Origin of the sequence: Paenibacillus thalictri (assembly GCF_004307995.1) — a bacterium.
In the GTDB taxonomy this organism is placed as follows: domain Bacteria; phylum Bacillota; class Bacilli; order Paenibacillales; family NBRC-103111; genus Paenibacillus_AF; species Paenibacillus_AF thalictri.
Genome location: NZ_SIRE01000010.1, coordinates 264,746 through 288,118, shown reverse-complemented (window position 1 = coordinate 288,118; position 23,373 = coordinate 264,746). Strand labels below are relative to the sequence as shown.

Annotated in this window: 21 protein-coding genes; 5 read left to right on the top strand and 16 right to left on the bottom strand. The window is 53.1% G+C overall.

Annotation, left to right across the window (positions count from 1 at the left end; translation table 11 throughout):
* Positions 1-21 precede the first annotated feature (21 nt).
* From fmt to EYB31_RS15815, 11 genes are all read right to left on the bottom strand, one after another.
* Positions 22-1,020, bottom strand: a complete 999-nt coding sequence (fmt, locus tag EYB31_RS15865) for a methionyl-tRNA formyltransferase (protein ID WP_170318238.1) — start codon at positions 1,018-1,020, stop codon at positions 22-24.
* Positions 1,017-1,502, bottom strand: coding sequence for a peptide deformylase (gene def, locus EYB31_RS15860; RefSeq protein ID WP_131014317.1), 486 nt, complete (start codon positions 1,500-1,502; stop codon positions 1,017-1,019). The genes fmt and def overlap by 4 nt, the downstream gene beginning before the upstream one ends.
* A 39-nt stretch (positions 1,503-1,541) precedes the next feature.
* The gene (gene priA, locus EYB31_RS15855; RefSeq protein WP_131014316.1) at positions 1,542-3,986 is read right to left on the bottom strand and encodes a primosomal protein N'; all 2,445 of its coding nucleotides are present in this window, start codon (positions 3,984-3,986) and stop codon (positions 1,542-1,544) included.
* Complete coding sequence (gene coaBC, locus EYB31_RS15850) at positions 3,987-5,198, bottom strand: bifunctional phosphopantothenoylcysteine decarboxylase/phosphopantothenate--cysteine ligase CoaBC (protein ID WP_131014315.1); 1,212 nt, start codon at positions 5,196-5,198, stop codon at positions 3,987-3,989.
* Positions 5,199-5,507: 309 nt separating this feature from the next.
* Complete coding sequence (rpoZ, locus tag EYB31_RS15845) at positions 5,508-5,723, bottom strand: DNA-directed RNA polymerase subunit omega (RefSeq protein ID WP_131014314.1); 216 nt, start codon at positions 5,721-5,723, stop codon at positions 5,508-5,510.
* Between the two features lie 6 nt (positions 5,724-5,729).
* Complete coding sequence (gene gmk, locus EYB31_RS15840) at positions 5,730-6,371, bottom strand: guanylate kinase (protein ID WP_131014313.1); 642 nt, start codon at positions 6,369-6,371, stop codon at positions 5,730-5,732.
* On the bottom strand, positions 6,361-6,621 hold the full coding sequence (gene remA, locus EYB31_RS15835; protein WP_009672664.1) for an extracellular matrix/biofilm regulator RemA: 261 nt from the start codon (positions 6,619-6,621) through the stop codon (positions 6,361-6,363). The genes gmk and remA overlap by 11 nt, the downstream gene beginning before the upstream one ends.
* 267 nt (positions 6,622-6,888) lie before the next feature.
* Positions 6,889-7,776, bottom strand: coding sequence for a YicC/YloC family endoribonuclease (locus EYB31_RS15830; RefSeq protein ID WP_131014312.1), 888 nt, complete (start codon positions 7,774-7,776; stop codon positions 6,889-6,891).
* Between the two features lie 30 nt (positions 7,777-7,806).
* Positions 7,807-9,705, bottom strand: a complete 1,899-nt coding sequence (locus tag EYB31_RS15825; RefSeq protein ID WP_131014311.1) for a bifunctional homocysteine S-methyltransferase/methylenetetrahydrofolate reductase — start codon at positions 9,703-9,705, stop codon at positions 7,807-7,809.
* A 28-nt stretch (positions 9,706-9,733) separates the two neighbouring features.
* Positions 9,734-10,570 (bottom strand): diaminopimelate epimerase, encoded by an 837-nt coding sequence (dapF, locus tag EYB31_RS15820; RefSeq protein WP_131014310.1) that lies wholly within the window; start codon positions 10,568-10,570, stop codon positions 9,734-9,736.
* 168 nt (positions 10,571-10,738) lie between these two features.
* Positions 10,739-13,519: a calcium-translocating P-type ATPase, SERCA-type gene (locus EYB31_RS15815; protein ID WP_131014309.1), complete on the bottom strand. Its 2,781-nt coding sequence runs from the start codon at positions 13,517-13,519 to the stop codon at positions 10,739-10,741.
* Positions 13,520-13,739: 220 nt separating this feature from the next.
* Here EYB31_RS15815 and EYB31_RS15810 point away from each other — a divergent pair, with 220 nt between their 5' ends.
* The 4 genes from EYB31_RS15810 to EYB31_RS15795 all read left to right on the top strand — a co-directional run bounded on the left by EYB31_RS15810 (position 13,740) and on the right by EYB31_RS15795 (position 18,589).
* Positions 13,740-15,494 carry an Rqc2 family fibronectin-binding protein gene (locus EYB31_RS15810; protein ID WP_131014308.1) on the top strand — a complete coding sequence of 585 codons (1,755 nt, stop codon included), beginning with the start codon at positions 13,740-13,742 and terminating at the stop codon, positions 15,492-15,494.
* Positions 15,495-16,020: 526 nt separating this feature from the next.
* On the top strand, positions 16,021-16,998 hold the full coding sequence (locus EYB31_RS15805) for an ABC transporter ATP-binding protein (protein ID WP_131014307.1): 978 nt from the start codon (positions 16,021-16,023) through the stop codon (positions 16,996-16,998).
* Complete coding sequence (locus EYB31_RS15800) at positions 16,995-17,798, top strand: ABC transporter permease (RefSeq protein ID WP_131014306.1); 804 nt, start codon at positions 16,995-16,997, stop codon at positions 17,796-17,798. Before EYB31_RS15805 ends, EYB31_RS15800 begins: the two co-directional genes overlap by 4 nt.
* A gap of 5 nt (positions 17,799-17,803) precedes the next feature.
* The gene (locus EYB31_RS15795) at positions 17,804-18,589 is read left to right on the top strand and encodes an ABC transporter permease (protein WP_131014305.1); all 786 of its coding nucleotides are present in this window, start codon (positions 17,804-17,806) and stop codon (positions 18,587-18,589) included.
* Positions 18,590-18,725: 136 nt separating this feature from the next.
* On the opposite strand, the gene galU is transcribed toward EYB31_RS15795, so the two are convergent.
* The 4 genes from galU to EYB31_RS15775 all read right to left on the bottom strand — a co-directional run bounded on the left by galU (position 18,726) and on the right by EYB31_RS15775 (position 21,820).
* Positions 18,726-19,607, bottom strand: coding sequence for a UTP--glucose-1-phosphate uridylyltransferase GalU (gene galU / locus EYB31_RS15790; protein ID WP_131014304.1), 882 nt, complete (start codon positions 19,605-19,607; stop codon positions 18,726-18,728).
* Positions 19,594-20,454 carry a PHP domain-containing protein gene (locus tag EYB31_RS15785; RefSeq protein WP_131014303.1) on the bottom strand — a complete coding sequence of 287 codons (861 nt, stop codon included), beginning with the start codon at positions 20,452-20,454 and terminating at the stop codon, positions 19,594-19,596. Before EYB31_RS15785 ends, galU begins: the two co-directional genes overlap by 14 nt.
* 31 nt (positions 20,455-20,485) lie before the next feature.
* Positions 20,486-21,397, bottom strand: a complete 912-nt coding sequence (locus EYB31_RS15780) for a selenium metabolism-associated LysR family transcriptional regulator (RefSeq protein WP_131014302.1) — start codon at positions 21,395-21,397, stop codon at positions 20,486-20,488.
* A 156-nt stretch (positions 21,398-21,553) separates the two neighbouring features.
* Positions 21,554-21,820: a YlbG family protein gene (locus EYB31_RS15775; RefSeq protein ID WP_131014301.1), complete on the bottom strand. Its 267-nt coding sequence runs from the start codon at positions 21,818-21,820 to the stop codon at positions 21,554-21,556.
* Between the two features lie 45 nt (positions 21,821-21,865).
* Here EYB31_RS15775 and EYB31_RS15770 point away from each other — a divergent pair, with 45 nt between their 5' ends.
* Entirely contained in the window at positions 21,866-22,879 is a 1,014-nt protein-coding gene (locus EYB31_RS15770) for an asparaginase (RefSeq protein ID WP_131014300.1), read from the top strand.
* A gap of 16 nt (positions 22,880-22,895) precedes the next feature.
* On the opposite strand, the gene EYB31_RS15765 is transcribed toward EYB31_RS15770, so the two are convergent.
* A complete protein-coding gene (locus EYB31_RS15765; RefSeq protein ID WP_420819444.1) occupies positions 22,896-23,339 on the bottom strand; it encodes a YlbF/YmcA family competence regulator in 444 nt (147 codons plus the stop codon).
* Between the last annotated feature and the right edge of the window lie 34 nt (positions 23,340-23,373).

Below are 23,373 nucleotides of genomic sequence, written 5' to 3'. Positions count from 1 at the left end.
CGGCTGGGACCTCCCACTCGATTACTCACGGCTTCTACCTACCGCCGCTGGCGTCTCGCCAAGCACCGTTCCCGCACTTATGTGGCTGCCCCGCAAAAAGGTGGCGGCGTCCATCGTTTTTTTACCGGATGGCTGCAGCTCCGTGATCCATAACGTGCCTTGCCCGGTCTGCACTTCGATACCCGTCTCCGAGCTTCGCAGCACGGTTCCCGGCGCAGCTCCGGATGGGGATGCCGCCTGCGCATGAACGGCCTTGCCGTCAAGCTGGCAGCCCCATATTTTGAGCACGTCGCCGTTCCACCACGTGTATGCGCCCGGACGCGGATGAAGCGCCCTCACCAGATTGCGGATGCGTACGGCCGGCAGCGACCAATCGATCCGTTCGTCCTCGCGTTTAATCGTCGGCGAATAGACCGCCTCCGCGTCGTTTTGCGGCTGTGGCTCGATACGTCCGGCCAGCAGGTCGGGCAGCGTGCGTTTCAAGAGTGCCGCGCCTTCCGCGGCAAGCGATTCGAACAACGTCCCGGTCGTATCGGAATCGGCGATCGGAACCTCCACCTTGCTGATCATATCCCCGGTATCCATACCTTCGGCCATATACATGATGGTTACGCCCGTTACCGCGTCGCCGTTCATCACCGCGTAATGGATCGGCGCGCCGCCGCGGTATTTGGGCAGCAGCGAAGCATGAATGTTGATACATCCGTGTTGTGGTATGTCCAGCACCGCCTTGGACAATATTTGCCCGTAAGCGGCCGTGACGATCAAGTCCGGCTGCAGTTCGCGCAGCGCTTGAACAGCTTCCGGGCGGCGCATCCGTTCCGGCTGAAGCACGGGAATGCCGTGCCTTTCAGCTTCCGCCTTAACCGGCGTCGGCGTCAGTACCCGCTTGCGGCCCGTAGGACGGTCCGGCTGCGTGATGACGCCAACCACGTTGTAGCCCTCTTCGACAAGCGCGCGCAGCGAAAGTACGGCGAAATCGGGAGTACCCATAAAAACGATACGGACATCCTTGCTCATGCTTGATCGTCCATCTCGGGAGCATCGTTACGATACATTTTTTCCGCTAAGTCCGTAAATAAAACCCCGTTTAAGTGATCGATCTCATGCAAAATGCAGCGGGCCAGCAGCTCCGTGCCTTCAATCACAATTTCATTGCCGTCGCGGTCAAGGCCCTTCGCCGTCACCTTGGCTGCGCGCCGCACATCGCCGGACATTCCCGGAATGCTGAGGCAGCCTTCCGGCCCGAATTGTTCGCCTTCCTGCGAAACCACTTCGGGGTTGATCATTTCGATCAATCCGTGCTCATCCCCAACATCCATCACGATCACCCGCTTCAAAATGCCGATTTGCGGAGCAGCGAGGCCGACGCCCTGCGCGTCGTACATCGTATCGGCCATATCCTTGAGCAGTTTGTGGATGCTCGCGTTTAATTTCGTCACCGGCTTTGCTTTCTCTCTGAGCACCGGATCCGGGTCTTTCACAATAATGCGTATCGCCATCGTCCATTCCCTCCATCTATATTCATCTGTATGTATGGATCACATTAATAACTGCGGGTCCACATCCACGCTGATCTGCAATTTGTGTTTGCTCACCGTGTCCTGCAGCGAATCTGCCGTTTGTCGTACAAGGCGGGCTGCATCCGCCCCTCCACGATATTTTATCATGCATTGAAACCGATATCTATCTTTGATTCGCGCAAGCGGCGATGCGACAGGGCCTAACACGTCCATTCCCGGCACATCCCGGCCCGATTCCTTCAGACGCGAAACAAACGTTTCCGCCGTGCGGACCAGCAGCTGCAGCTGCTCGTGCGAGAACGTAACAAGAATCAAGCGGCAATAGGGAGGATACCCGCCCGTACGGCGCATCGCCATTTCTTCGCGCATAAATGCGGCGTAATCGTGATGGCTGGCGCTGATGACGCTGTAATGCTCCGGCGTGTACGTCTGCACGAACACCTCGCCCGGCAGCTCATGACGTCCAGCCCGGCCCGCAACCTGCGTCAGCAGTTGAAACGTCCGCTCGGCGGAGCGAAAATCCGGCAAGTTGAGCACGGAATCGGCAGCCAGCGCCCCGACAAGGGTCACATAAGGAAAATCCAGCCCTTTGGCGACCATTTGCGTGCCGAGCAGCACGTCGGCTTGACGGTTTTTAAACATGTTCAGCCATTTTTCGTGCGAGCCTTTCTCCGTTGTCGTATCCATATCCATCCGAATGACCCGGATGCCGGGAAACAGCTTGCTCAGCTCTTCCTCCACCCGCTGCGTTCCGGTTCCGAAATGCCGGATATGTTCGCTTTGACAGCTCGGACAAACGACGGGCTCCCGCTCTGCATAACCGCAGTAATGGCACCTGACCGAATGGGCTTGCTGATGATAAGTCAGCGAAATGTCGCAATGCGGGCAGCTTGCCACATATCCGCAAGTGCGGCACATCACAAACGTAGAGTACCCTCTGCGGTTGAGCAGCAAAACGATCTGTTCTTTCTTGTGTAACCGTTCTTCAATCGCTTTATACAACGGTCTGCTGAACATGGAGCGATTACCCGCCTTCAGCTGGTCGCGCATGTCGACGATATTCACCTTTGGCAGCGGCCGGTTCTCCACCCGCGACTTCATGGAAAGCAGCCGGAAATAACCGCCTTCCTCGGTTGTCCGGTACACGCTTTCGAGCGACGGCGTGGCCGAACCAAGCACTACGGCCGCCCGGTGCTTCCGCGCTCTGGCGATCGCCGCATCCCTCGCGTGGTATTTGGGGCTCTCTTCCTGCTTATACGACGTCTCGTGCTCCTCGTCGATAATGATCAACCCGATATTGGAAAAAGGGGCAAAAATCGCCGAACGGGCGCCAATCGCCACCTTGGCTTGCTTCAGCATGATTTTGCGCCATTCGTCGTACCGTTCGCCTTGCGACAAACGGCTGTGCATGACCGCCACCTCGTCACCGAACCGGCCCTTAAACCGTTCGACCATCTGCGGCGTGAGCGAAATTTCCGGCACCAGCACAATCGCCTCGCGCTGCATGTCCAAACATTGCTGAATGGCCTGCAGATACACTTCGGTTTTGCCGCTGCCGGTTACGCCCTGCAGCAAAAATACAGCATGGCGCTGATCCGCAACGCTTTCCTTGATTTCGCCGAACACGGCCTGCTGTTCGTCTGTCAAAGACAGCGGCGACGTTTTCTGAAAATGACGTCCCGCATAGGGATCGCGGAATATTTCAACTTCCTTGATGGCGACGATGCCTTTTTCCGCCAGCCCTTTGACAGTGCTTGCGCTGATCTTCAACTGCGCCACCAATTCAGACAATTTAACGGGACCCGGATGATCGGCAAAATAATGAAGCACATCTCTTTGTTTCGGGGAACGCGCGGGTATTTGCTCCACATATTGCAGCGGCTGTTCCGGGGGGAAAACGGTCAAGGCGGTTTTTGCAGGCGCGCTGCCTTTTATAAATTGGAATTCGACAAGTGTTCCTGAAGACAACATGTCTTTCACGGCCGCTCCGGATGAACGGTATTTTTCAAGCAGGGCGTTTAATTCGACGGAACCTTTCGACTGGACAAAAGCGATAATTTCGTCGTACACCGGCAGCCGGAACAAGCCGTCATCATACGAAGGGTCGCCGGATAACTTCACATGGCGCTCGTACTTCGACTTCAGCGCTCCGGGAACCATCGCTTGAAGCGCGATAATATAAGGGCATAAATACGTTTCGCTGAGCCAGCGCCCTAGCTCGACCAACTCCGGTGTCAACGGCGGATATAAGTCCAGCACTTGTTCGATCGGTTTCAGCTTAGCGGCGGATAAATCGCTGCTTTCCTGCAGCTCCACCACAAAACCTTGCAAAACTCTCGGACCAAACGGCACCCCGACACGCGAGCCGACCGCAACCCAATCCCGCAGCGGCTCCGGCACGATATAATCGAAAGGACGGTCCGTCTGTTTAGCCGGCACGTCCACGATGACTTTTGCGTACATTCAGCCAGCCCCTTTGTTTGAGCCCAAACGCGAGGCCACCAATGTTAAAATGCGTGTCGCCACGTCCGTTTTGCTCATGATCGGCAGCTGCAGGGCAAGACCTTGCGCGTCATAGATGCGGACAATATTCGTATCCGTGCCGAATCCTGCTCCGTCTGCGCTCACATCGTTGGCCACCACCAAATCGCAGTTTTTTTTGCGCAGCTTGCCCATGGCATATTCTTCGACACGTTCGGTTTCCGCGGCGAAGCCGACCAGAAACTGTCCGTGCTTTTTTTGACCGAGCGTCTGCAAAATATCCGGGTTTTTCACAAAAGTGATCGTCAGCTCGTCATTGTTTTTTTTCAGCTTTTGCGGCGCTTGTTCCGCAGGACGGTAATCCGCGACGGCAGCCGCCTTGATTACGATATCCGTCTGCTCGAACCGGCTCAGCACCGCTTCGTACATATCCAGCGCCGATTCTACAGTTACAAACTCGACCCCATCGGGAACGCGCTCCGTCGTTTTGCCGCTTACCAGCACTACGTCCGCTCCCATACGCTTCGCTTGAGCCGCAATGGCATAGCCCATTTTACCGGAGGAATCGTTGGTCAAATAACGCACCGGATCAATCCGTTCCACCGTCCCGCCGGCGGTCACCAGCACTTTCTTCCCCTGCAGCAGCTTTTTCTCGGCAAAAAAGCCGGATACTTCCAGCATAATTTGCTCAGGTTCGGCCAAACGGCCTTTGCCGACATAACCGCAGGCTAATTGGCCCGTACCCGGCTCGATGAAACGAACGCCGCGCTGCGCCAATATGTTCATATTGTGTTGAACGGCCGGATGCGCGTACATATGGACATTCATCGCCGGGGCCAGAAAAATGGGGGCTTCCGTAGCAAGCAGCGTGGTGCTGAGCATATCGTCGCCGAGTCCCAATGCCATTTTGGCGATCATATTCGCCGTAGCCGGGGCCACGATTACCAGATCCGCGCTGTCGGCAAGATTAATATGCGATACCACCGAGGCATCTTTCTCGTCGAACGTATCTACTGCGACATCATGACGAGACAACGTTTGAAATGTGAGCGGAGCGACAAACTTCACCGCGGATTCCGTCATAATCACCCTGACATTCGCCCCGGCCTGCGCCAGCTTACTGCATAACGCCGCCGCTTTGTAAGCGGCGATTCCTCCGCAAACGCCCAACACTACCGTCTTTCCTTTCAACATGCTGCTTCCCCCCGATTCTTGTAAAGTGCAATTTCAAAAAGTCGGCTTTTCAGCACCAAGGCTGGTCGTTCGCCTGACGGCGAACTGCTCGCCCATGCAACCAGGAAGGTTGCGAGAACCTGAAGAAGGAGGAGCGGAGTGTAGGCAAAACCTGCATGTGCACCTGACTTCGAAGGTGAACGCAAGATTCAATGATGGTTCGCTTCCTCACTTGCTTCGTGATCAAATGGCGACTTTTTGAACAACCTCTAATGGATATAGCGGCCGATACAGAAAAAAATAACAACCTCGAAGGGTTGTTTTTTCTTGTTACTTGGTGTTTTCTTTATTTTGCAGCTTTTCGTATCTGATATGGTCTTCATATATCTCTTCAAGCGCAAGACCTACATATTTGCTCGACCTGCGGTCGCGCACTTCCGATTTCGCTCCGTCGCGAAGCAGTCTGGCCCGGCGTGCCGCAGCCACTACTAATGAATATTTGCTGTCTACTTTATCCAATAATTTATCGATTGAAGGGTATAACATAATATCTCACCTTTCCAGCCATTGTTTGATCTTCGAATATACTTTATCTTTACGGCAATGCTCGGCGGTTAAAATCGCTTGAATCCGCGAGCACGCATAATCGACGCGATCGTTGACAAGCGCGTAATCGTAATGCTCCATCAACTTAATTTCATCGATGGCTACAGACATTCTGCTGCGAATCACATCTTCGGATTCGGTGCCTCTGCCCGTGATGCGGTTTTCCAGCTCATCCAGCGACGGCGGCAGCAGAAAAATAAACACACCTTCGGGAAACTTCTGCTTCACCTGCAAAGCGCCTTGAACTTCGATCTCCAGTATAACATCTTTGCCGGAGTTCAGCGTGTTCTCTACGAATTTACGCGGCGTGCCGTAGTAGTTGCCGACATATTCAGCCCATTCCAACATCTCGTCGTTCTCGATGAGATGCTGAAATTGTTCCCTCGTCTTAAAAAAATAATTCACGCCGTCCACTTCGCCTTGCCGCGGAGAACGTGTCGTTGCCGAGACGGAATAAATGAGGTCGGTTCCCGAACATTCGCGCAGGGCACTGCATACTGTTCCTTTTCCGACGCCGGATGGGCCGGACAGTACAATTAATATGCCTTTATCCTGCGAAGCGGGATACCCGTTCTTGCTACTCGTCATGATCATCGTCCTTATTGGAAAGTCGATGCGCCACCGTCTCAGGTTGAACCGCAGATAAAATAACATGATCGCTGTCCGTAATGATGACGGCACGTGTCCGTCTTCCGTAGGTCGCATCGATCAGCATATGGCGGTCGCGCGCTTCTTGGATAATTCTTTTGATCGGCGCGGACTCCGGGCTAACGATGGAAATAATACGGTTTGCCGAAACGATATTGCCGAAACCGATGTTGATTAATTTGATTGCCATTTTGGTTCCCCCTAAAAGCTTTCCGTATGGAAAGCTTGCGTCGAAAGCGTTACTTCGGGCTTTCCTATGGAAAGCCTTCATCGAAAGCGTTACTTTGGGCTTTCCTATGGAAAGCCTACATCGAAAACATATATCCGAAAACGTCGCTTGATTCCGCCTATATCATAGTCGGCAAAAACAAAGCCGGGCATACTTTTTGGGTAAGCCATTATTATAAAAATTCACTTACCCTCATAATTCCACGTTTATCGTTAAAGTATCATTAAATCATTCTATATTTTGCACTTGCTCGCGAATTTTTTCAAGCTCCGCTTTCATTCTCACGACACTAGCCGTGAGCTCGACATGGCTTGCTTTGGAACCGATCGTATTCACCTCGCGGTTCATTTCCTGCACCAGAAAATCAAGCTTGCGGCCGGCGGGTTCGCCGCTTTGCAGCAGTTCGCCGCACTGGCGAAAATGACTTTCGAGCCTTGTCAGCTCCTCATCGATGCTTGCCCTGTCGGCAAAAACCGCAACTTCCATGGCAAGCCGCTGCTCGTCGATAGAAACTGCCTGCCCGGCCAACAGATCTTGAATCCGCTGGCGAAGCTTCGAAGCGTAATCATCGACCACAAGCGGAGCGAACCGCTTGATTTCCAGCCGTTCCTGCTCAAGCGCCGCGATTTTGAAGGACAAATCCTCGCTTAGATGGCGGCCCTCCGAATGCCTCATTACGCCAAGCTGAGCAAGCGCCTCTTCCGCACATTCCTGCAGCTGCGGGAGGAAAGTATCATCCGCTTGCGACCCGCTATCGGTAAACCGAAGCACATCCGGCATTTGCAGAATCTCCTGCAGGCCAAGCTGTCCGTCGATCCCCAGACGTTCATTGATTTGCCGGGCGGCTTGACGCAGCCCTTCAACCAAATCCCAATCCACCTGAACGGTCTTTCCGCTGGAAGCATCCCGCTCGATCGAAACAAATACGTCAACACGTCCGCGCCTTACCGATTGCTGAACCGTTTTTTTGAGCGGTTCTTCCAAGGACAACCACTCTCGCGGCAACCGGACAACCACCTCGCAATAACGATGGTTGACCGATTTCATATCGATTTGCACCCGATATCCGCCGATCTGGCGGGAAGCCTGTCCGAAACCGGTCATACTGCGGATCATGCCTGCTCACATCCATTACTGTATTTTAATTCATTTTGTTAGTGGGTACAAGTGGAAATCACGGCGATTCGCCTTTTCCCATACATACCGGGTAAGCTGAACCGTCATATCGTACGACAGAAACGGCGTCATAAAATAGATGCCGTTAAAATATTTCATCGCCACGTCAAGCAGCTCTTTGGCGATCTGCACGCCCATCGCCCTGCCCTCTTCCCCCTTCAGTCCCGCCATGCGGGCGCGAACTTCGTCGGAAAGCTGAATGCCGGGCACCTCATTGTGCAGATACTCTGCATTATTGCCGCTGGCCAGCGGCATGATACCGATAAAAATCGGCGTATCGATATGTTTTGTCGCTTCGTGAATTTTGACGATCAGCTCAGGATCGTAAACCGGCTGCGTCATGATATAGTCTGCCCCGGCTTCGACCTTGCGTTCCAAACGCTGCACCGCTTTCTCCAAATATTTAACATTGGGGTTAAAAGCGGCTCCGACAATAAAATTCGCTTTCTTCTTAAGCGCCTTGCCGGAAAAAGCGATCCCTTCGTTCAACTGCTTTATCATACGGATGATTTCGAACGACGTCAAATCGTACACCGAGCTGGAACCGGGCAAATCGCCGAACCTTGCCGGATCGCCGGTCACGGCAAGCACGTGGTCGATGCCCAGCGCATGCAGCCCCATCATATGCGACTGTGTGCCGATCATATTACGGTCGCGGCAAGCGATATGGATCAGCGGGCGCAAATCGTGCTGCTCCTTCACCAAATAACCTAGCGCCAAATTGCTCATTCGGGTTACGGCGAGCGAATTGTCGGCCATCGTAAGCGCATCGACATGAACTTCCTTCAGCGCCTTCGCACCTTCCATAAATTTCCCGATATCCAGATCGCGCGGCGGGTCAAGTTCGACAATGACCGTATGCCGCTGCTTCACCAAATCGACCAGCGTAGGTTCCGCTTTCGGCGCGGGCACGGGTTGTTCGTGCTCCGCATCCTTTTCGATCAGGCGCAGCGGCGCAAACCCGGCTTGCTCTGGCTGATCTCCCGCCTGCGTGCCGCTTGGCACATATCCGGCAATCGCTTTGGACATTTCGGCGATATGCTCAGGCGTCGTACCACAGCAGCCGCCGATAATACGCGCCCCGAGATCGGCAAACTTGAGCGCACTTTCGGCAAAATATTGCGGCGTCGCCGCATAGCGGTATTGCCCGTCTACATAATCCGGGATCCCGGCGTTCGGGAAGATCGAAAACGGGATATCCTGCATTCCCGCTACTTTCTCCAGCGAGCGCAGGAGGCCGTTCGGGCCGCTGCGGCAGTTGAAGCCGATCACATCCGCGCCGGCATGCTGCAGTTTGGCAAAGGCGTCCGGAAGGGTAAATCCGTCCTGCGTTGTACCCGTCCCTTCGGTGGCGAACTGGCAAATCACCGGAATCATGCTCGTTTTGCGGACAATTTTGACCGCCAGCAGCAGTTCCTCCAGGTCGTAAAACGATTCGAACAGCAGCCCGTCCACCTTAGCGTCGATCAAAATATCGATCTGCTGCTTCAAATCTTCCTTTACTTTGGCGGTGCGAATATTTTTACGTTTCCCCGCGCGAATGGAGCCGATCGAGCCGATCACATAAGCGTCGTCGCCGACCGCCTTGCGGGCAAGCTCCACTCCGGCCCGGTTGATGGCCTCCACTTCGTTCTCCAGGCCGTACTTGGACAATTTTTCGCGGTTGGCCGAGAATGTATTGGTTTCGATAAATCGCGCACCCGCCTCGTAGTACCTGCGGTGCACCTCAGCAATCACTTCGGGTTTCAGCAGGTTCAGCTCTTCGTAGGAAATGCCGACGGGAAAACCCATTTGATACAAATATGTCCCCATAGCTCCATCGCCGATGAGAATCCGGCTTTGCAGCGCTTCGCGCAGATCGGGTTTCATGTCCAGACTCCTCTCTCTATTTAAACAGTTAACACGACCCTTGAAAAACTTCTTCCGCCGGTCCGGTCATATAAACGTGGTTATCCTCAGGACTCCACTCGATCAGCAGATCGCCGCCTTTCAACGAAACGACCGCACGCCGATCGGAAAGCCCGTTGATCACGGAGGAAACAAGCGTCGCACAGGCGCCTGTGCCGCAAGCCAGCGTTGGACCTGCCCCTCTTTCCCATACTCTCATATCGATACGTTCAGGAGACTGAACGGTTGCGAATTCGACATTGATTTTTTTCGGAAATAAAGGATGTACCTCCAGCTTTGGCCCCCATGTATGCAGATCAAAATGAACGGCATCGTCCACATAAATGACACAATGCGGGTTGCCCATCGACACGGCGGTAAAGCGGAACTTGCGCCCGTCCACCTCAAGCGGATGTTCCTTCACGATCTCCAGATCGACGGTTGTCGGCACTTTAAGCCCTTCCAGCACCGGCTCGCCCATATCCACGCGAACCGTCCCCACTTTGCCGTCCTCCAGCTGCAGCTGCACCGACTGGACTCCGGCGCCAATCGTTTCAATGGCCAGTTCGGTCTTGCCGGGATCGATCAAGCCATGATCATATATATATTTAGCCGCACAACGAATCGCGTTGCCGCACTGCTCCGCTTCGGAACCGTCCGAATTGATAATCCGCATCCGGTAGTCGGCGCGCTCGGAAGGAAGTATATACACCAGCCCGTCCGCCCCGATACCGAAGAAGCGGCTGCAGAGCTTAACCGCTTGGGATGACGCATCGGCCGGAAGCTCGCGTTCCCCCGCTATGACGATAAAGTCGTTGCCTAAGCCGTGCATTTTGGTAAAATTCATCGTTTATCGCACTCCATGCCTGATTTTCGTCTATATTTTTTCATTTAGCCTATCATAACGCAAAAAACATGTCATGCCTAGCCGTATTTTCGATATGCGGCGGCCAAGCAAACAGGCCAGCCTGAAAATCCGGCTGACCTTGAGTTTACGAAAAATGATGCCTTATTGCTACCTTACGGCAGGTTTTGTGCGAGTGTAATTGACCGGAGGTTTGCGTTTGGACGGATTTTGCAGCACGCTGCCCACACCCATCAGGAAGGTCGGAATGCCGGCAAAGATCAGCACGATGATCCAATCGTGAAGGTTAAGCGGAACCGTTTTAAATATCGGCTGCAGCTGTTCGATGTAAAGCACGGCCAACATCAGCAGCAGCGAAGATATTACGGAAATGACCAGGTAGCGGTTCTGCAGCGGGTTCCTGTGAAAAATCGAACGCGAGCTGCGGCAATCAAACACGTGGATCAATTGCGCCATCACCAGCGTAGCAAACGCTACGGTTTGCGCTCTTGTCAAATTCTCCTGGCTGTCGGGATTGCCTTGCAGCACAAGCCAGAAAGCCGCAAGCGTGCAGACGCCGATCAAAATACCGCGGCTGATGATTTTCCAGCCAAGGCGCCTTGCAAAAATGTTCTCTTTAGCTCCGCGCGGGCGCTGCTGCATCAAATCCTTTTCCGCCTGATCGACACCCAGCGCCATGGCCGGCAGCCCGTCGGTCACCAGATTGACCCACAAAATCTGAATCGGCACCAGCGGCAGCGGCAGTCCGGCCATCATCGCCAAAAACATCGTTAAAATTTCGCCGACGTTGGAAGCGAGCAAATAACGGATAAACTTGCGGATGTTTTCGTAAATGCCGCGCCCTTCCTCGATCGCAGAAACGATGGTGGCAAAGTTGTCGTCGCTGAGCACCAGCGCGGAAGCTTCTTTGGATACGTCGGTGCCGCTGATGCCCATCGCAATGCCGATATCGGCGGCTTTGATCGCGGGGGCGTCGTTCACGCCGTCGCCGGTCATGGCCACGACATGACCGCCCCTCTGCAGCGATTTTACGATACGCAGCTTATGTTCCGGAGAAACGCGGGCGTATACGTGCACATCATCCACCACCGCGTCAAGCTGCTCATCGGTCAGCTGGTTCAGCTGCTGTCCGTTTAACACTTGTCCGCCGGCAGAAATAATGCCGAGCTGGCCCGCAATCGCTTCGGCCGTCGTCTGATGATCGCCGGTAATCATCACCGTTTTGATGCCCGCCTTCTTGCATTTGATAATCGCGTCGCGCGCCTCCCGGCGCGGCGGATCGATCATGCCCGTCAAACCGACAAACACCAGCCCGGCTTCCGCGTCTTCTTGCGTTTCGCTGCGTTCCCCCGGCTTAATATCCCGGTAAGCCAGTCCCAAAACACGCAGCGCGTTTTTCGCCATTCCTTCGTTGGCGGCCATAACCTTTTGCCTCATGGTTGGTGTAAAGGGGATGATTTTATCATCCCAGAGCATATAACTGCAATGGGCAAGCAGCACGTCCGGCGCGCCTTTGGTGCATATCATCCGGCCGCCCTGATGCTCCACGACCACGGACATCCGTTTCCGCTCGGAGTCAAACGGCATTTCCGCCACTCTATTGTAGAGGCTGTCCAGCGACTTTTGGGTGACCCCGCCCTTCGCCCCCAAAACGACCAAAGCGCCTTCCGTCGGGTCTCCTTTAATATTCCAAGACGAGAGCTCATTTTCGTGTGAAGCCTTCTTTTTCGGCTCTCCCGCTTCTTCAACCAAGCTGGCATTGTTGCACAATACGGATATTTGCAGTAACCGCCGCAGCATCTGATTTTGCCGGATATTCACCTGCTCGCCGCGGTACACGATGTCCCCCTGCGGATTATATCCTTCGCCGGATACTTCCATTAAGCTGCCGCCCAGCCACAAATGGGTCACCGTCATTTTATTTTGCGTCAGCGTCCCGGTTTTATCGGAGCAGATGACGGATGCGCAGCCAAGCGTCTCGACGGAAGGCAGCTTGCGCACAATCGCCTTGCGCTGGATCATCCGCTGCACGCCAAGCGCAAGCGCGATCGTTACGATCGCCGGAAGCCCTTCGGGAATCGCCGCTACCGCCAAACTGACGCCAGCCAGAAACATGCCGTAAGGAGGCTGTCCATGTAAAATGCCGGCTGCGACAACCATCACCGTCAGACCGATTGCGACCATAATCAGAATTTTGCCAAGCTGCTCAAGACGATGCTGCAGCGGCGTCTCCATCGCCTCGGTGTTCTGGATCAAATCGGCGATTTTGCCCATTTCCGTGTCCATTCCCGTACGCACCACAATGCCTTTCGCCGTCCCCCGGGTCATCATCGTTCCCATGAAACCCAAGTTGCGCTGGTCGCCCAGCGGTATTTCCGCCGCGGCCAGTTTCTCCGTCAGCTTGGCAACAGGCACCGATTCGCCGGTCAAGGCCGACTCTTCAATGTAAACGCCATTGGTTTCAATAAACCGGATATCCGCCGGAATCCGGTCGCCGCTCTCCAGCAGCACGATATCGCCGGGCACCAGCTCGCGCGCCGGTATTTGCGTAAGGCTGGCGCCGCGGATCACCTTGGCGTGCGGCGCAGAAAGCTCTTTTAACGCCCGCAGCGAACGTTCCGCGCGAAACTCCTGGATAAAACCGAGCACTCCGTTCATCACAATGATCGCGACAATGGTAATCGCATCCAAATATTCGCCGAGCAGTCCTGAAATCAGCGTTGCCCCCATTAAAACCAGCACCATAAAGTCTTTAAACTGGTTCAGAAAGAGGGTGACCGGCGACACTTTATCCCCCTCGGACAATTCGTTTAAACCGTGCTGCTCTTGACGCCGCAGCCCTTCCTCCACGGATAGCCCTTGGGACGGATGCGATTGGCATTCCTTTAGCACCTCTTCCGGCGACATTTGATACCATGGCTTCTGACTCATCTGATTTTTACCTCCTCCTCACAACCAAGGGGTTGTCTAGGGTAAATGTATTCAGACAAGCTCAAAAATATCCCATATCTTCACATAAATCCTTAAATTCTCTGTGCCAGCCCGCCTTCCGCCTGCGGATCCGCAAGAAAATCGCCTTTGCCCCTTAAGTTTTTGCACAAATTATGGCATGATAGAGGATACAGCTTAAAAAGAAATGGAGTTGTCAGCAATGTCATTCGACGGCATCGTCGTCCGCAGCCTTGTGCACGAGTTGCAGACATGCGTAGGCGGCCGCATCAATAAGATTCACCAACCGACAGACCAGGATCTTATTTTTCAAATCCGGGCCGGAGGCAGCAACTATAAACTGCTGCTGTCCGCCAATCCGACATATCCGCGTTTCTCGCTAACCGGAGCCAATTATCCGAACCCGCTGGAAGCGCCGATGTTCTGCATGCTGCTGCGCAAGCATTGCGAGAACGGTATTATTGAAGCGATCGAACAAGAAGGAATGGAACGGATCATTCACTTTCACATTCGTCAAAGGGACGAGCTCGGCGATATCAGCCAAAAAACGATTATTGTCGAGATTATGGGCAGACACAGCAACATTATTTTGGTCGACCCCGCCACCCAGACGATATTGGACAGCATTCATCACGTAACACCGGCGATCAGCAGCTACCGGATCGTCATGCCGGGCAGCAAATACGTCGCCCCTCCCCAGCAGCATAAGCTCAATCCGCTTAAGGTGACAAAAGAGCAATTTCTTGCGGCGATGCAGGAGCAAGCCGAAGCGGGCGGCGAGACGTTCGAGCAGCGGCTCGTCGGCGCTTTCAGCGGCATCAGCCCGCTGGCCGCCAAAGAGATCGTTTTCCGCAGCGAAGCAAGCCGGGCCGATTCCGGCGACAAGGCTCTTTCCCAGCTGTGGAATACGTTTGCGGAACTCGCCGGGACATGGAACCGGGATCTGTACACCCCGGTCATCCGGGAGCAAGAAACAAACGGAAAAACGTATTTCTCCGTCTTCGATCTAACTCATATTTCCGGGGAAGCGCAGTATTTTACCTCCCCCAGCGAATGTGTGGAGGCCTATTATGGAGACAAGGCCGAGCGCGACACGATCAAGCAGCGCGTTTCCGACTTACTGAAGCTGCTGCAGAACGAAAAAAACAAAAACGAAAAAAAACTGGACAAACTTCACGATACGCTGGAAGAAGCAAAGGATGCGGACAAATACCGGATCCAAGGAGAACTGCTGACCGCCTCCATGCATTTGTTTCAGAAAGGCAGCACCTCCGTCGAGGTCGTCAATTATTACGACGAAGCGCAAAACACAGTGTCCATTGCGCTTGATCCGCTGCTTACGCCATCGGAAAACGCCCAGCGTTATTTCCGCAAATACACCAAAAGCAAAAACAGCCTAATCGCCGTTCAGGAGCAGCTTGCCAGCACACACGAGGAAATCCGTTACCTCGAAAGCTTGCAGCAGCAGCTCGAAACCGCCTCCCTCGGCGACATCGAGGAAATCCGCGACGAACTCGTCGAGCAAGGTTATGTGCGGGACCGGAACAAAAAAGCGCGGCGCAAAAAGAAACCAAGCAAACCGCTGCTCGCCTGCTACACCTCCAGCGAAGGCATCCCGATCTACGTAGGCAAAAACAATACGCAAAACGAATATTTGACCAACCGGCTCGCCCAATCCGGCGATACGTGGCTGCACACCAAGGACATCCCCGGTTCCCACGTGGTAATTCGGGCTCATCAGTTCTCGGACGCCACCTTAAACGAAGCGGCCCAACTGGCCGCCAGCTTCAGCCAAGCCCGCTCCTCCAGCCAGGTGCCGGTCGATTACACGCTGATCCGCCATGTGCGCAAGCCAAGCGGCGCCAAACCCGGCTTTGTGATTTATGATCATCAAAAAACATTATTTATTACGCCGGACGAACCGCTGATCAAAAGCCTTCCCGTATCCGTAAAATAGCCGTTAACCAAAAACCTGCGTCCTTGAAGCTTACCGCTTCAAAGCGCAGGTTTTTTCGGTTGATCCATATTTCGTCATCAAATGGTCTTAACGCAATGGATGCCGGAGGTCGAGCATATTTGTGCCGAACATGCGACGGAACAAGGGTTGCCGACCCCAGTTCAGCATTACATCGTGCGGATTCATATATAACCAGCAACAACACAGAGTCTCCTAACAACAAAGCAGGCTGCCGATAAACGGGAGCCTGCTTTGTCAGCATCAAAACATATATAAACGAAAAAAAGACCTACATACCTACTGGGTCTCAATATACAAAATATTAAAATTTTTTCGAAATCGGCGTCGATTCAAATAATTTTAAAGCCGATCTTCGCTTTAAATGTTTTTTTGAATATTCAACTGAATTATAGATGTCCTCGACCTCTATAATATTATTATAACTGATCCCGAAATATAAGTCTATACTTTTTTTCGAAATTTGGATATATTTTTTCAGTATCTTTTTTAAGGAGGGTTTAGGCGAATGATCGAGCTAAACGGCATCAACAAATCATTTAAAGTAGCCAAACGATCGGCAGGATTACGGCAGGCGGTCAAAGCTTTGTTTGTCCGCGAGCACAAAATTGTGGAGGCGCTTCATAACATCTCGTTTTCGATTCAAGAAGGAGACATCGTCGGGTACATCGGCCCCAATGGAGCCGGCAAGTCCACCACCATTAAAGTGATGAGCGGCATCTTGGTGCCCGACTGCGGGTCGTGTTCCATTATGGGCTACACACCTTGGCTGGAAAGAACATCCTACGTCCGGCACATCGGTGTCGTTTTCGGACAACGCACCCAGTTATGGTGGGACGTTCCTGTCATCGATTCCTTCGAGCTGCTGCGCGACATTTATAAAATTCCGGAAGCGCTCTACAAATCAAATTTGACGATGCTGGCCGATCATTTGGCACTGGGCGAACTGCTCTATACACCGGTCAGACAGCTGAGCTTGGGACAGCGGATGCGGTGCGAATTAGCGGCCTCGCTTCTCCATGACCCTAAAATTTTATTTTTGGATGAACCGACCATCGGCCTTGATGCTGTCAGTAAAATCGCTGTCCGGCAATTTATTAAAACGATCAATCAAGAAAAAGGCGTGACCGTGATATTGACCACCCACGATATGAACGATATCGAAGCGCTCGCAAACCGAATCCTGATGATCGGCAAAGGTACGCTGCTGTATGACGGCACGCTTGACGACCTTCGCGGGCGCTTCGGAACGGAGCGGATTGTGACCGCCGATTACGCGGTTCATGAAAAAGCCGTCGATATCCCGGGTGCAGTACGTCTGTCATGGTCGCCGGAAAGAGCTGTTTTCAGCGTAAATACGGACCGGATGCCCATCGCAAAAGTGATAGCTGGCTTATCCGAGCAAGTTGATCTCAAAGATGTCAGTATCGAAACGAAGCCGGTGGAAGAACTCATCATTCAACTGTATAAGGAGCATCAAATATGACGACTTATTTGTCCGTGTGGAAGCTAAGGTTTCTGACCGGCCTGCAGTATCGGACAGCCGCACTGGCCGGCTTGGCGACACAGCTGTTTTTCGGCTTCATTTTCATAATGATTTACGTGGCCTTTTACAGCCAAAGCACTGTGAACCCCTCGATCTCTTTACAGCAGCTGGCTGCGTATGTGTGGCTTCAGCAAATATTTCTTACCTTTGTGATGCTTTGGTTCCGCGACAACGAATTGTTTCAACTCATTACGAGCGGCAATATCGCTTACGAATTGTGCAGGCCCTGCGGCATATATTCGTTCTGGTACGCCAAGCTGCTCGCGCAGCGGCTGTCGAGCGCGGCCTTGCGGTGTGTGCCGATTCTGATCGTCGCCGTCCTGATCCCTGCTCCTTACCGCTTGACTTTGCCTCCTTCCCCGCTTGCTTTGCTACTGTTTATTGTCACGCTGCTGCTTGGACTGCTGCTTATCGTTTCGATCTCGATGATGATTTATATTTCGGTTTTTTGGACGATGTCGCCGACAGGTTCGACTTTGATGATTGCGGTAACCGGTGAATTTTTCTCCGGCATGGTTATCCCCGTGCCGTTAATGCCTGTCTGGATGCAATATATCACCTATGCTCTGCCGTTTCGCTGGACCTCGGATTTCCCCTTCCGCGTGTATTCGGGGCAAATCCCCGAGACAGAGGCGCTGTGGGGCATTCTCATCCAATTACTCTGGCTTGCTTTGATGCTTACGGTAGGAAAATGGTGGCTAAATAAAGCGCTGCGTCAAGTCGTAGTGCAGGGAGGTTAAGTCGTATGCTCAGCCTGTACTTCAAATATGTGGCGATGCTGTTCAAATCCCAGGTGCAGTACCGGGCCTCATTTTGGCTTATGGCCGTGGGCCAGGCGCTCACTCCGCTCACCGTCTTTGCCGGGCTTTATTTTATGTTCGAGCGGTTCGGGCATTTAAAAGACTGGAGCTTTTTTGAGGTCGCATTGTGTTACGGCATTATCGGCGTAAGTTATTCGCTGAGCGAAGCGCTTGTGCGGGGTTTTGATATGTTTTCAATCTTGGTTGTGTCCGGCGACTTCGACCGCCTGCTGGTGCGTCCGCGCAGCACGGTGCTGCAGGTGCTCGGTTCCAAGTTCGAATTCGCCCGTCTCGGCCGGCTGGTGCAAAGCATCGTTATTTTCATCTGGTCCTTGAACAATCTTCCCATTGAGTTTACGGTGATGAAAAGCGTTACGTTGACGCTGATGATTGTGTGCGGGCTGCTCATATTCAGCGGGATTTTTATAGCTGCCGCCGCGTTATGCTTTTGGACTGTACAAGGGCTTGAAATCGTCAATGTGTTCACCGACGGCGGGAGAGAAATGGCGAAATATCCGCTGAATATTTATGAGAAATGGGTAACACTGTTCTTCACGTTCATCATCCCGTTCAGCTGCGTCAACTACATGCCGCTGCTTTATATTCTCGGCAAGACCAACGGGAATGATATCCTCTACATGCTGACCCCGCTTGCCGGTATGATTTTCTTCGCTCCTTGCATGCTGTTGTGGCATATCGGCGTCCGTCATTACCGGTCCACAGGTTCATAATTGCATAAACAAGCGCCGCTGCATCTCCAATCGCAAGATCGGAACGCCGCGGCGCTTGTTTGTTTTCTTCAGCGGTTATCTTCCATTTGTTCATTTACCGGTTTTGCAGCTGCGATCATGCTCGTTTTATGGAAATTTAACGTTGCGGCGGAAAGTTCGCCACCATGTTCCGCAAATAAGCTTGCAGTTCATCTTTTAACTCCGGACGCTCCAGCGCAAATTCGATGGTGGCTTCGATAAATCCAAGTTTGTCGCCGACATCGTATCGTTTCCCCTGCAGCGGATAAGCGATCATCGGCTGCTCGCCGTTTAGAATGCGCAGCGCGTCCGTCAGCTGAATTTCACCGCCGCGGCCAGGCTGGCAATTTTCCAAAATTTCAAAAATGTCCGGGGTCAGGCAGTACCGGCCAACAACGGCCATATTGGAAGGCGCTTGACCGCGGTCCGGTTTTTCAACAAGATCCTCGATATAACGGTATGTACTCCCATTGTCCTTCGGAGAAACGATGCCGTATTTATCGACATCGTCCCACGGCACCTCCGTTACGGCAATAACCGATGTCCCCGTCTCCTCGTGAACATCCATCATTTGCTGTAAAAAAGGCGGCTCCGCGATCATGATGTCATCCCCCAGCAGAACTGCAAACGGTTCGTTGCCGATGAATTTGCGTGCGGTCAACACCGCATGGCCAAGCCCAAGCGGCTGTTTTTGCCGTATGTAATGAACATCCGCAAGCGTCGATACTTCCTGCACGATACGCAGCAGCTCTTTGCTGCCCTTTTCCTCGAGCATCGCTTCAAGCTCCACTGACTTGTCGAAATGGTCTTCTATCGCCCTTTTATTGCGGCCGGTTACGATCATAATGTCCTCGATACCCGAAGCGATCGCTTCCTCCACAATATATTGAATAGCCGGTTTATCTACGATCGGCAGCATTTCTTTCGGTTGTGCTTTGGTCGCGGGTAAAAACCGGGTTCCAAGCCCCGCCGCGGGAATAATCGCTTTACGAATTCTCATCTGCGCGTTCGCCTCTCTTGTTTAATTTAGTCAACACGGCGGAATCGATCTTCCGCGAACCCATCATGGCGTGAATCATCTCTCCGCCCCGCTCTCCGTGAAAATCAGAGCCGGCCGTGACGATCAAGTTCAATCCTTCGGCAATCCGGGCGTATTTCAACTCCTGCTCGGGTGTATGGTCGGAATGATACACCTCAAGTCCTTCAAGTCCGGCGCCAGCCAGTTCCGGGATCAACTCGTCAGCGCCGTATAAACCGGGATGCGCCAGAACCGGGGTACCGCCGGCCTCCCGAATCCACTCTATCGCGGTTCGCGGATGAATACGCGGCGGATTTATGTAGGCTGCCCCGGATTTGCCCAAATATTTCTCAAAAGCCTCACTGATCGCAGCGACATATCCTTTACTCATCAAAGCCGCGGCAATATGCGGGCGGCCGATGGTTTCATCTCCGCCGGAAAGCTCCTTCTGGGCCAATACGTCCTCCATGGTAATGTGCATCCCGAGCTCAGCCAACTTGCCAAGCATCAGCTCGTTCCGCCGATCGCGTACCTCCCGCAGCTCGGCCAAGCGGGCTAGCAGCACCGGATCGGTGTGATCGATATATAAACCCAAAACATGTATATCTTGCCCCAAAGCGACCGTACTGATTTCAACACCGGGTACTACGTGAATGCCGATGGTTTTTCCTTCCGCCAGCGCTTCCTCCACACCCGCAACCGTATCGTGATCGGTGATGGCGATCGCCGCCAGCCCGACCGCTTGGGCCAATCTTACATTCGCCGCGGGAGACTGGGTCCCGTCGGAGGCCGTTGTATGCGAATGCAAGTCCGCATAAGATCTTTCCATGTACGTCCCTCTTTTCTATACGCTTTACCGCTTACAGCCACTGGCTCAGTTCCCGCTGCCTTAAAAACGTCATAAAGGTAACCGCGGAGATCGGCAAAATCGTAGAATTCAAATAAATAGCATAAAAGCTGCGGGAAAAGCGGATATTCTCCACTTCTTTTATATGTATCACTCCAAGCTTCACCTCATGCTTCAATGAAGACTTCGAGATGATGGACAATCCGAGTCCCGCCTCCACTGCGGATTTGATCGCCCCCGTGCTGCCAAGCTCCATCACGATGTTCATATCGCCCGGATCGATGCCCGCCTTTCGCAGCTCATCTTCCATCACGCTGCGCGTGCCCGATCCTTTTTCCCTCAGTACAAAAGGATACTGCAGCATATCGGCGGCCGTCACGATCTCCCGTGCAGCAAGCGGATGCTGATCGGGGACGATCAGCACGAGCTCATCGCTGAGCAGCGCTTCCGTATGCACATCGGGATGCCTCACCTCAGCTTCCACCAACCCGAAATTAAGCTGATGATTAAGCACTTCATCCAATATTTGCGTTGTATTGATGACCTTCATGCTGACGGAAATGCTCGGATAGTCTTTACTGAACGGCCCAAGCAGTCTGGGCAGGATGTATTCCCCGATCGTTAGACTGGCGCCTAAATGCAGACGCCCTTCCAGCTTATGCGTAAACCGCGACATGCTCACATCGGTTTCTTTAATCAGCTCGATGCTTCGCTTGGCGAAAGGCAGCAGCGTCTTGCCCGCTTCCGACAGCTCGATTTTTTTCGTGGAGCGATGGAACAGCTTGGTTCCAAAATATTCCTCTAACGCTTGAACCTGCATCGTAACCGCCGGTTGGGTCATATGCAGCGCATGGGCCGCTTGGGAGAAGCTCCCTTTTTCCGCTACCGTAAAAAAGATATGCAGCTGGTGAAAATTAAGCGCCATCACCGCAGGCCCCCTTTCTGTTCATTTCTTGATTATACCAGTTCTGCCATCGCCGATAAACAAAAAGGAACGCCCGCCGAATCCATTGGACGCTCCGTCTTATTCTTAAGCTATATCATATTCGAAAAATTCGAATAAAATAATCCATACCTTCGATTACAACGAGTAAAATCGCGTCTTATCAGGCACATTACTCGTATACTCGGTCTTAATTTCATTGCGGAACGATTTTTCAACCTTTTTGACAAAATGCAGCCGGCTGATCTGCTTCATCGTTTCATCAACCCGGTCAGCGTTTAAATAAATAACGACATAATGCATTTTTTTCGAGAGATAATGAATGCTGCCGAACCTCTCCAACTGCTTGCCGGCCGCCTTTAAGTCGTTGACCCAAACAATTAATCCGGATCTTTGCGTTAACATGAGTGTACCTTCTTTCAAATATGGTGGATATACGGAGGAATAACGATGAATCGTTCCGAAATTGTCGCTCACGTCGTGCGCGGCCCCATCGTCGAAAGCAAACACCACGGGCATCTGGCCGTGGTCGACCACCGAGGACACGTGAAGTATGCGGTCGGCCAGCCGGACGTGTTTACCTTTATCCGTTCAACGGCAAAACCGCTGCAAGCAATCTCCGTCGTGGAATCGGGCGCAGCGCGCGGACTCGCGCAGCAACAAATCGCGCTGTTGTGCGCGTCGCACGGCGGCGAACCCGGCCATACCGAAGCCGCACACGCTATCCTCGCCAGTCTCGGGCTCACGGCCGAAGCGCTCACCTGCGGCGCTCATGAACCGTTTCACGCGCCGACAGCCGCTGCCATGCGCGCCCGTGGGGAATGCCCCACTGCGCTGCATAACAATTGCTCCGGCAAACATGCCGGCATGCTGGCATTAGCCGCCATGTATGAAGCGGATATAGGAAGTTACGCTTCCCCCAATCATCCCGTCCAGCTCCAAATGCGGAAAACCGTAGCCGATATGTGCGAATTTCCGGAAGACCGGCTTGCGCTTGGTACCGACGGATGCGGCGTTCCCGTATTTGGCATGCCGCTTGACCGCTTGGCCCGCGCTTATGCCCGGTTTGGCCAACCGGACGATCTCGGTTCCTCGCGGGTTAAGGCCATTAACCTCATCAAAGATGCGATATGCAATTATCCTTATTTTATCGCCGGAACCGGACGTTTCGATACGAAGCTGATCGAAGTAACTCAAGGGCGTATCATTGGCAAAATGGGCGCAGAAGGCGTGTTTGCTCTTACCTGTCCCGATGCCAACCTTGGCTTAGCCGTAAAAATAGAAGATGGCTCCGAACGCGCGTTATATCCTGTCGTCATGGAAGCGCTTATTCAATTAGACATGCTAAAAGCTGCGGAAATCGCCGAATTGCAGGCGTTCCACACTCCGAAGGTTACGAATTGGAAAGGAACAGAGGTCGGCGCCATACTGCCGCAATTTCAATTGAGGCAGTATGCGCCGTAAGATTTCAGTTTCTAGTTCAGCCGCATTTACCGCTGCATGAACCGCCGCTGGAGCATCCGCCGCCGGTAATCAGCTTGTTGCCTGGCACCTTGATCGTATCGGATACGGATTTGGCGATCATGTCGGATATGGTGTACAACATATCGTCAAGACGTTCCTCGGCCTCTTTAAAGCGGCGCACCGATTCGATCATATCAAGCTGTGCCAAGATGGCATTAACATCGTCCAACGCCTCGTGATAGTTGGGATGAAAATGCCCGAACCGCTCGGTTTCTTCAAGCAGCTCCTTTTTTTTGTTCAAAAGCCGAACAAGCGGCTCGACCTGCGGGTCGCTTTCTTTCCGGCTTTTCCAATATAAGTAATCCGCCATCTCGGCGGAATTGTTGACCATGTCCCCCATGGAGTACGCCTGCATAAGAATGGCAGACATATCCAAAGTGTCCGTTATGTCGGCTTCCAGTAAATTCACAGCCGCACCACCTCTCTTTAAGTGC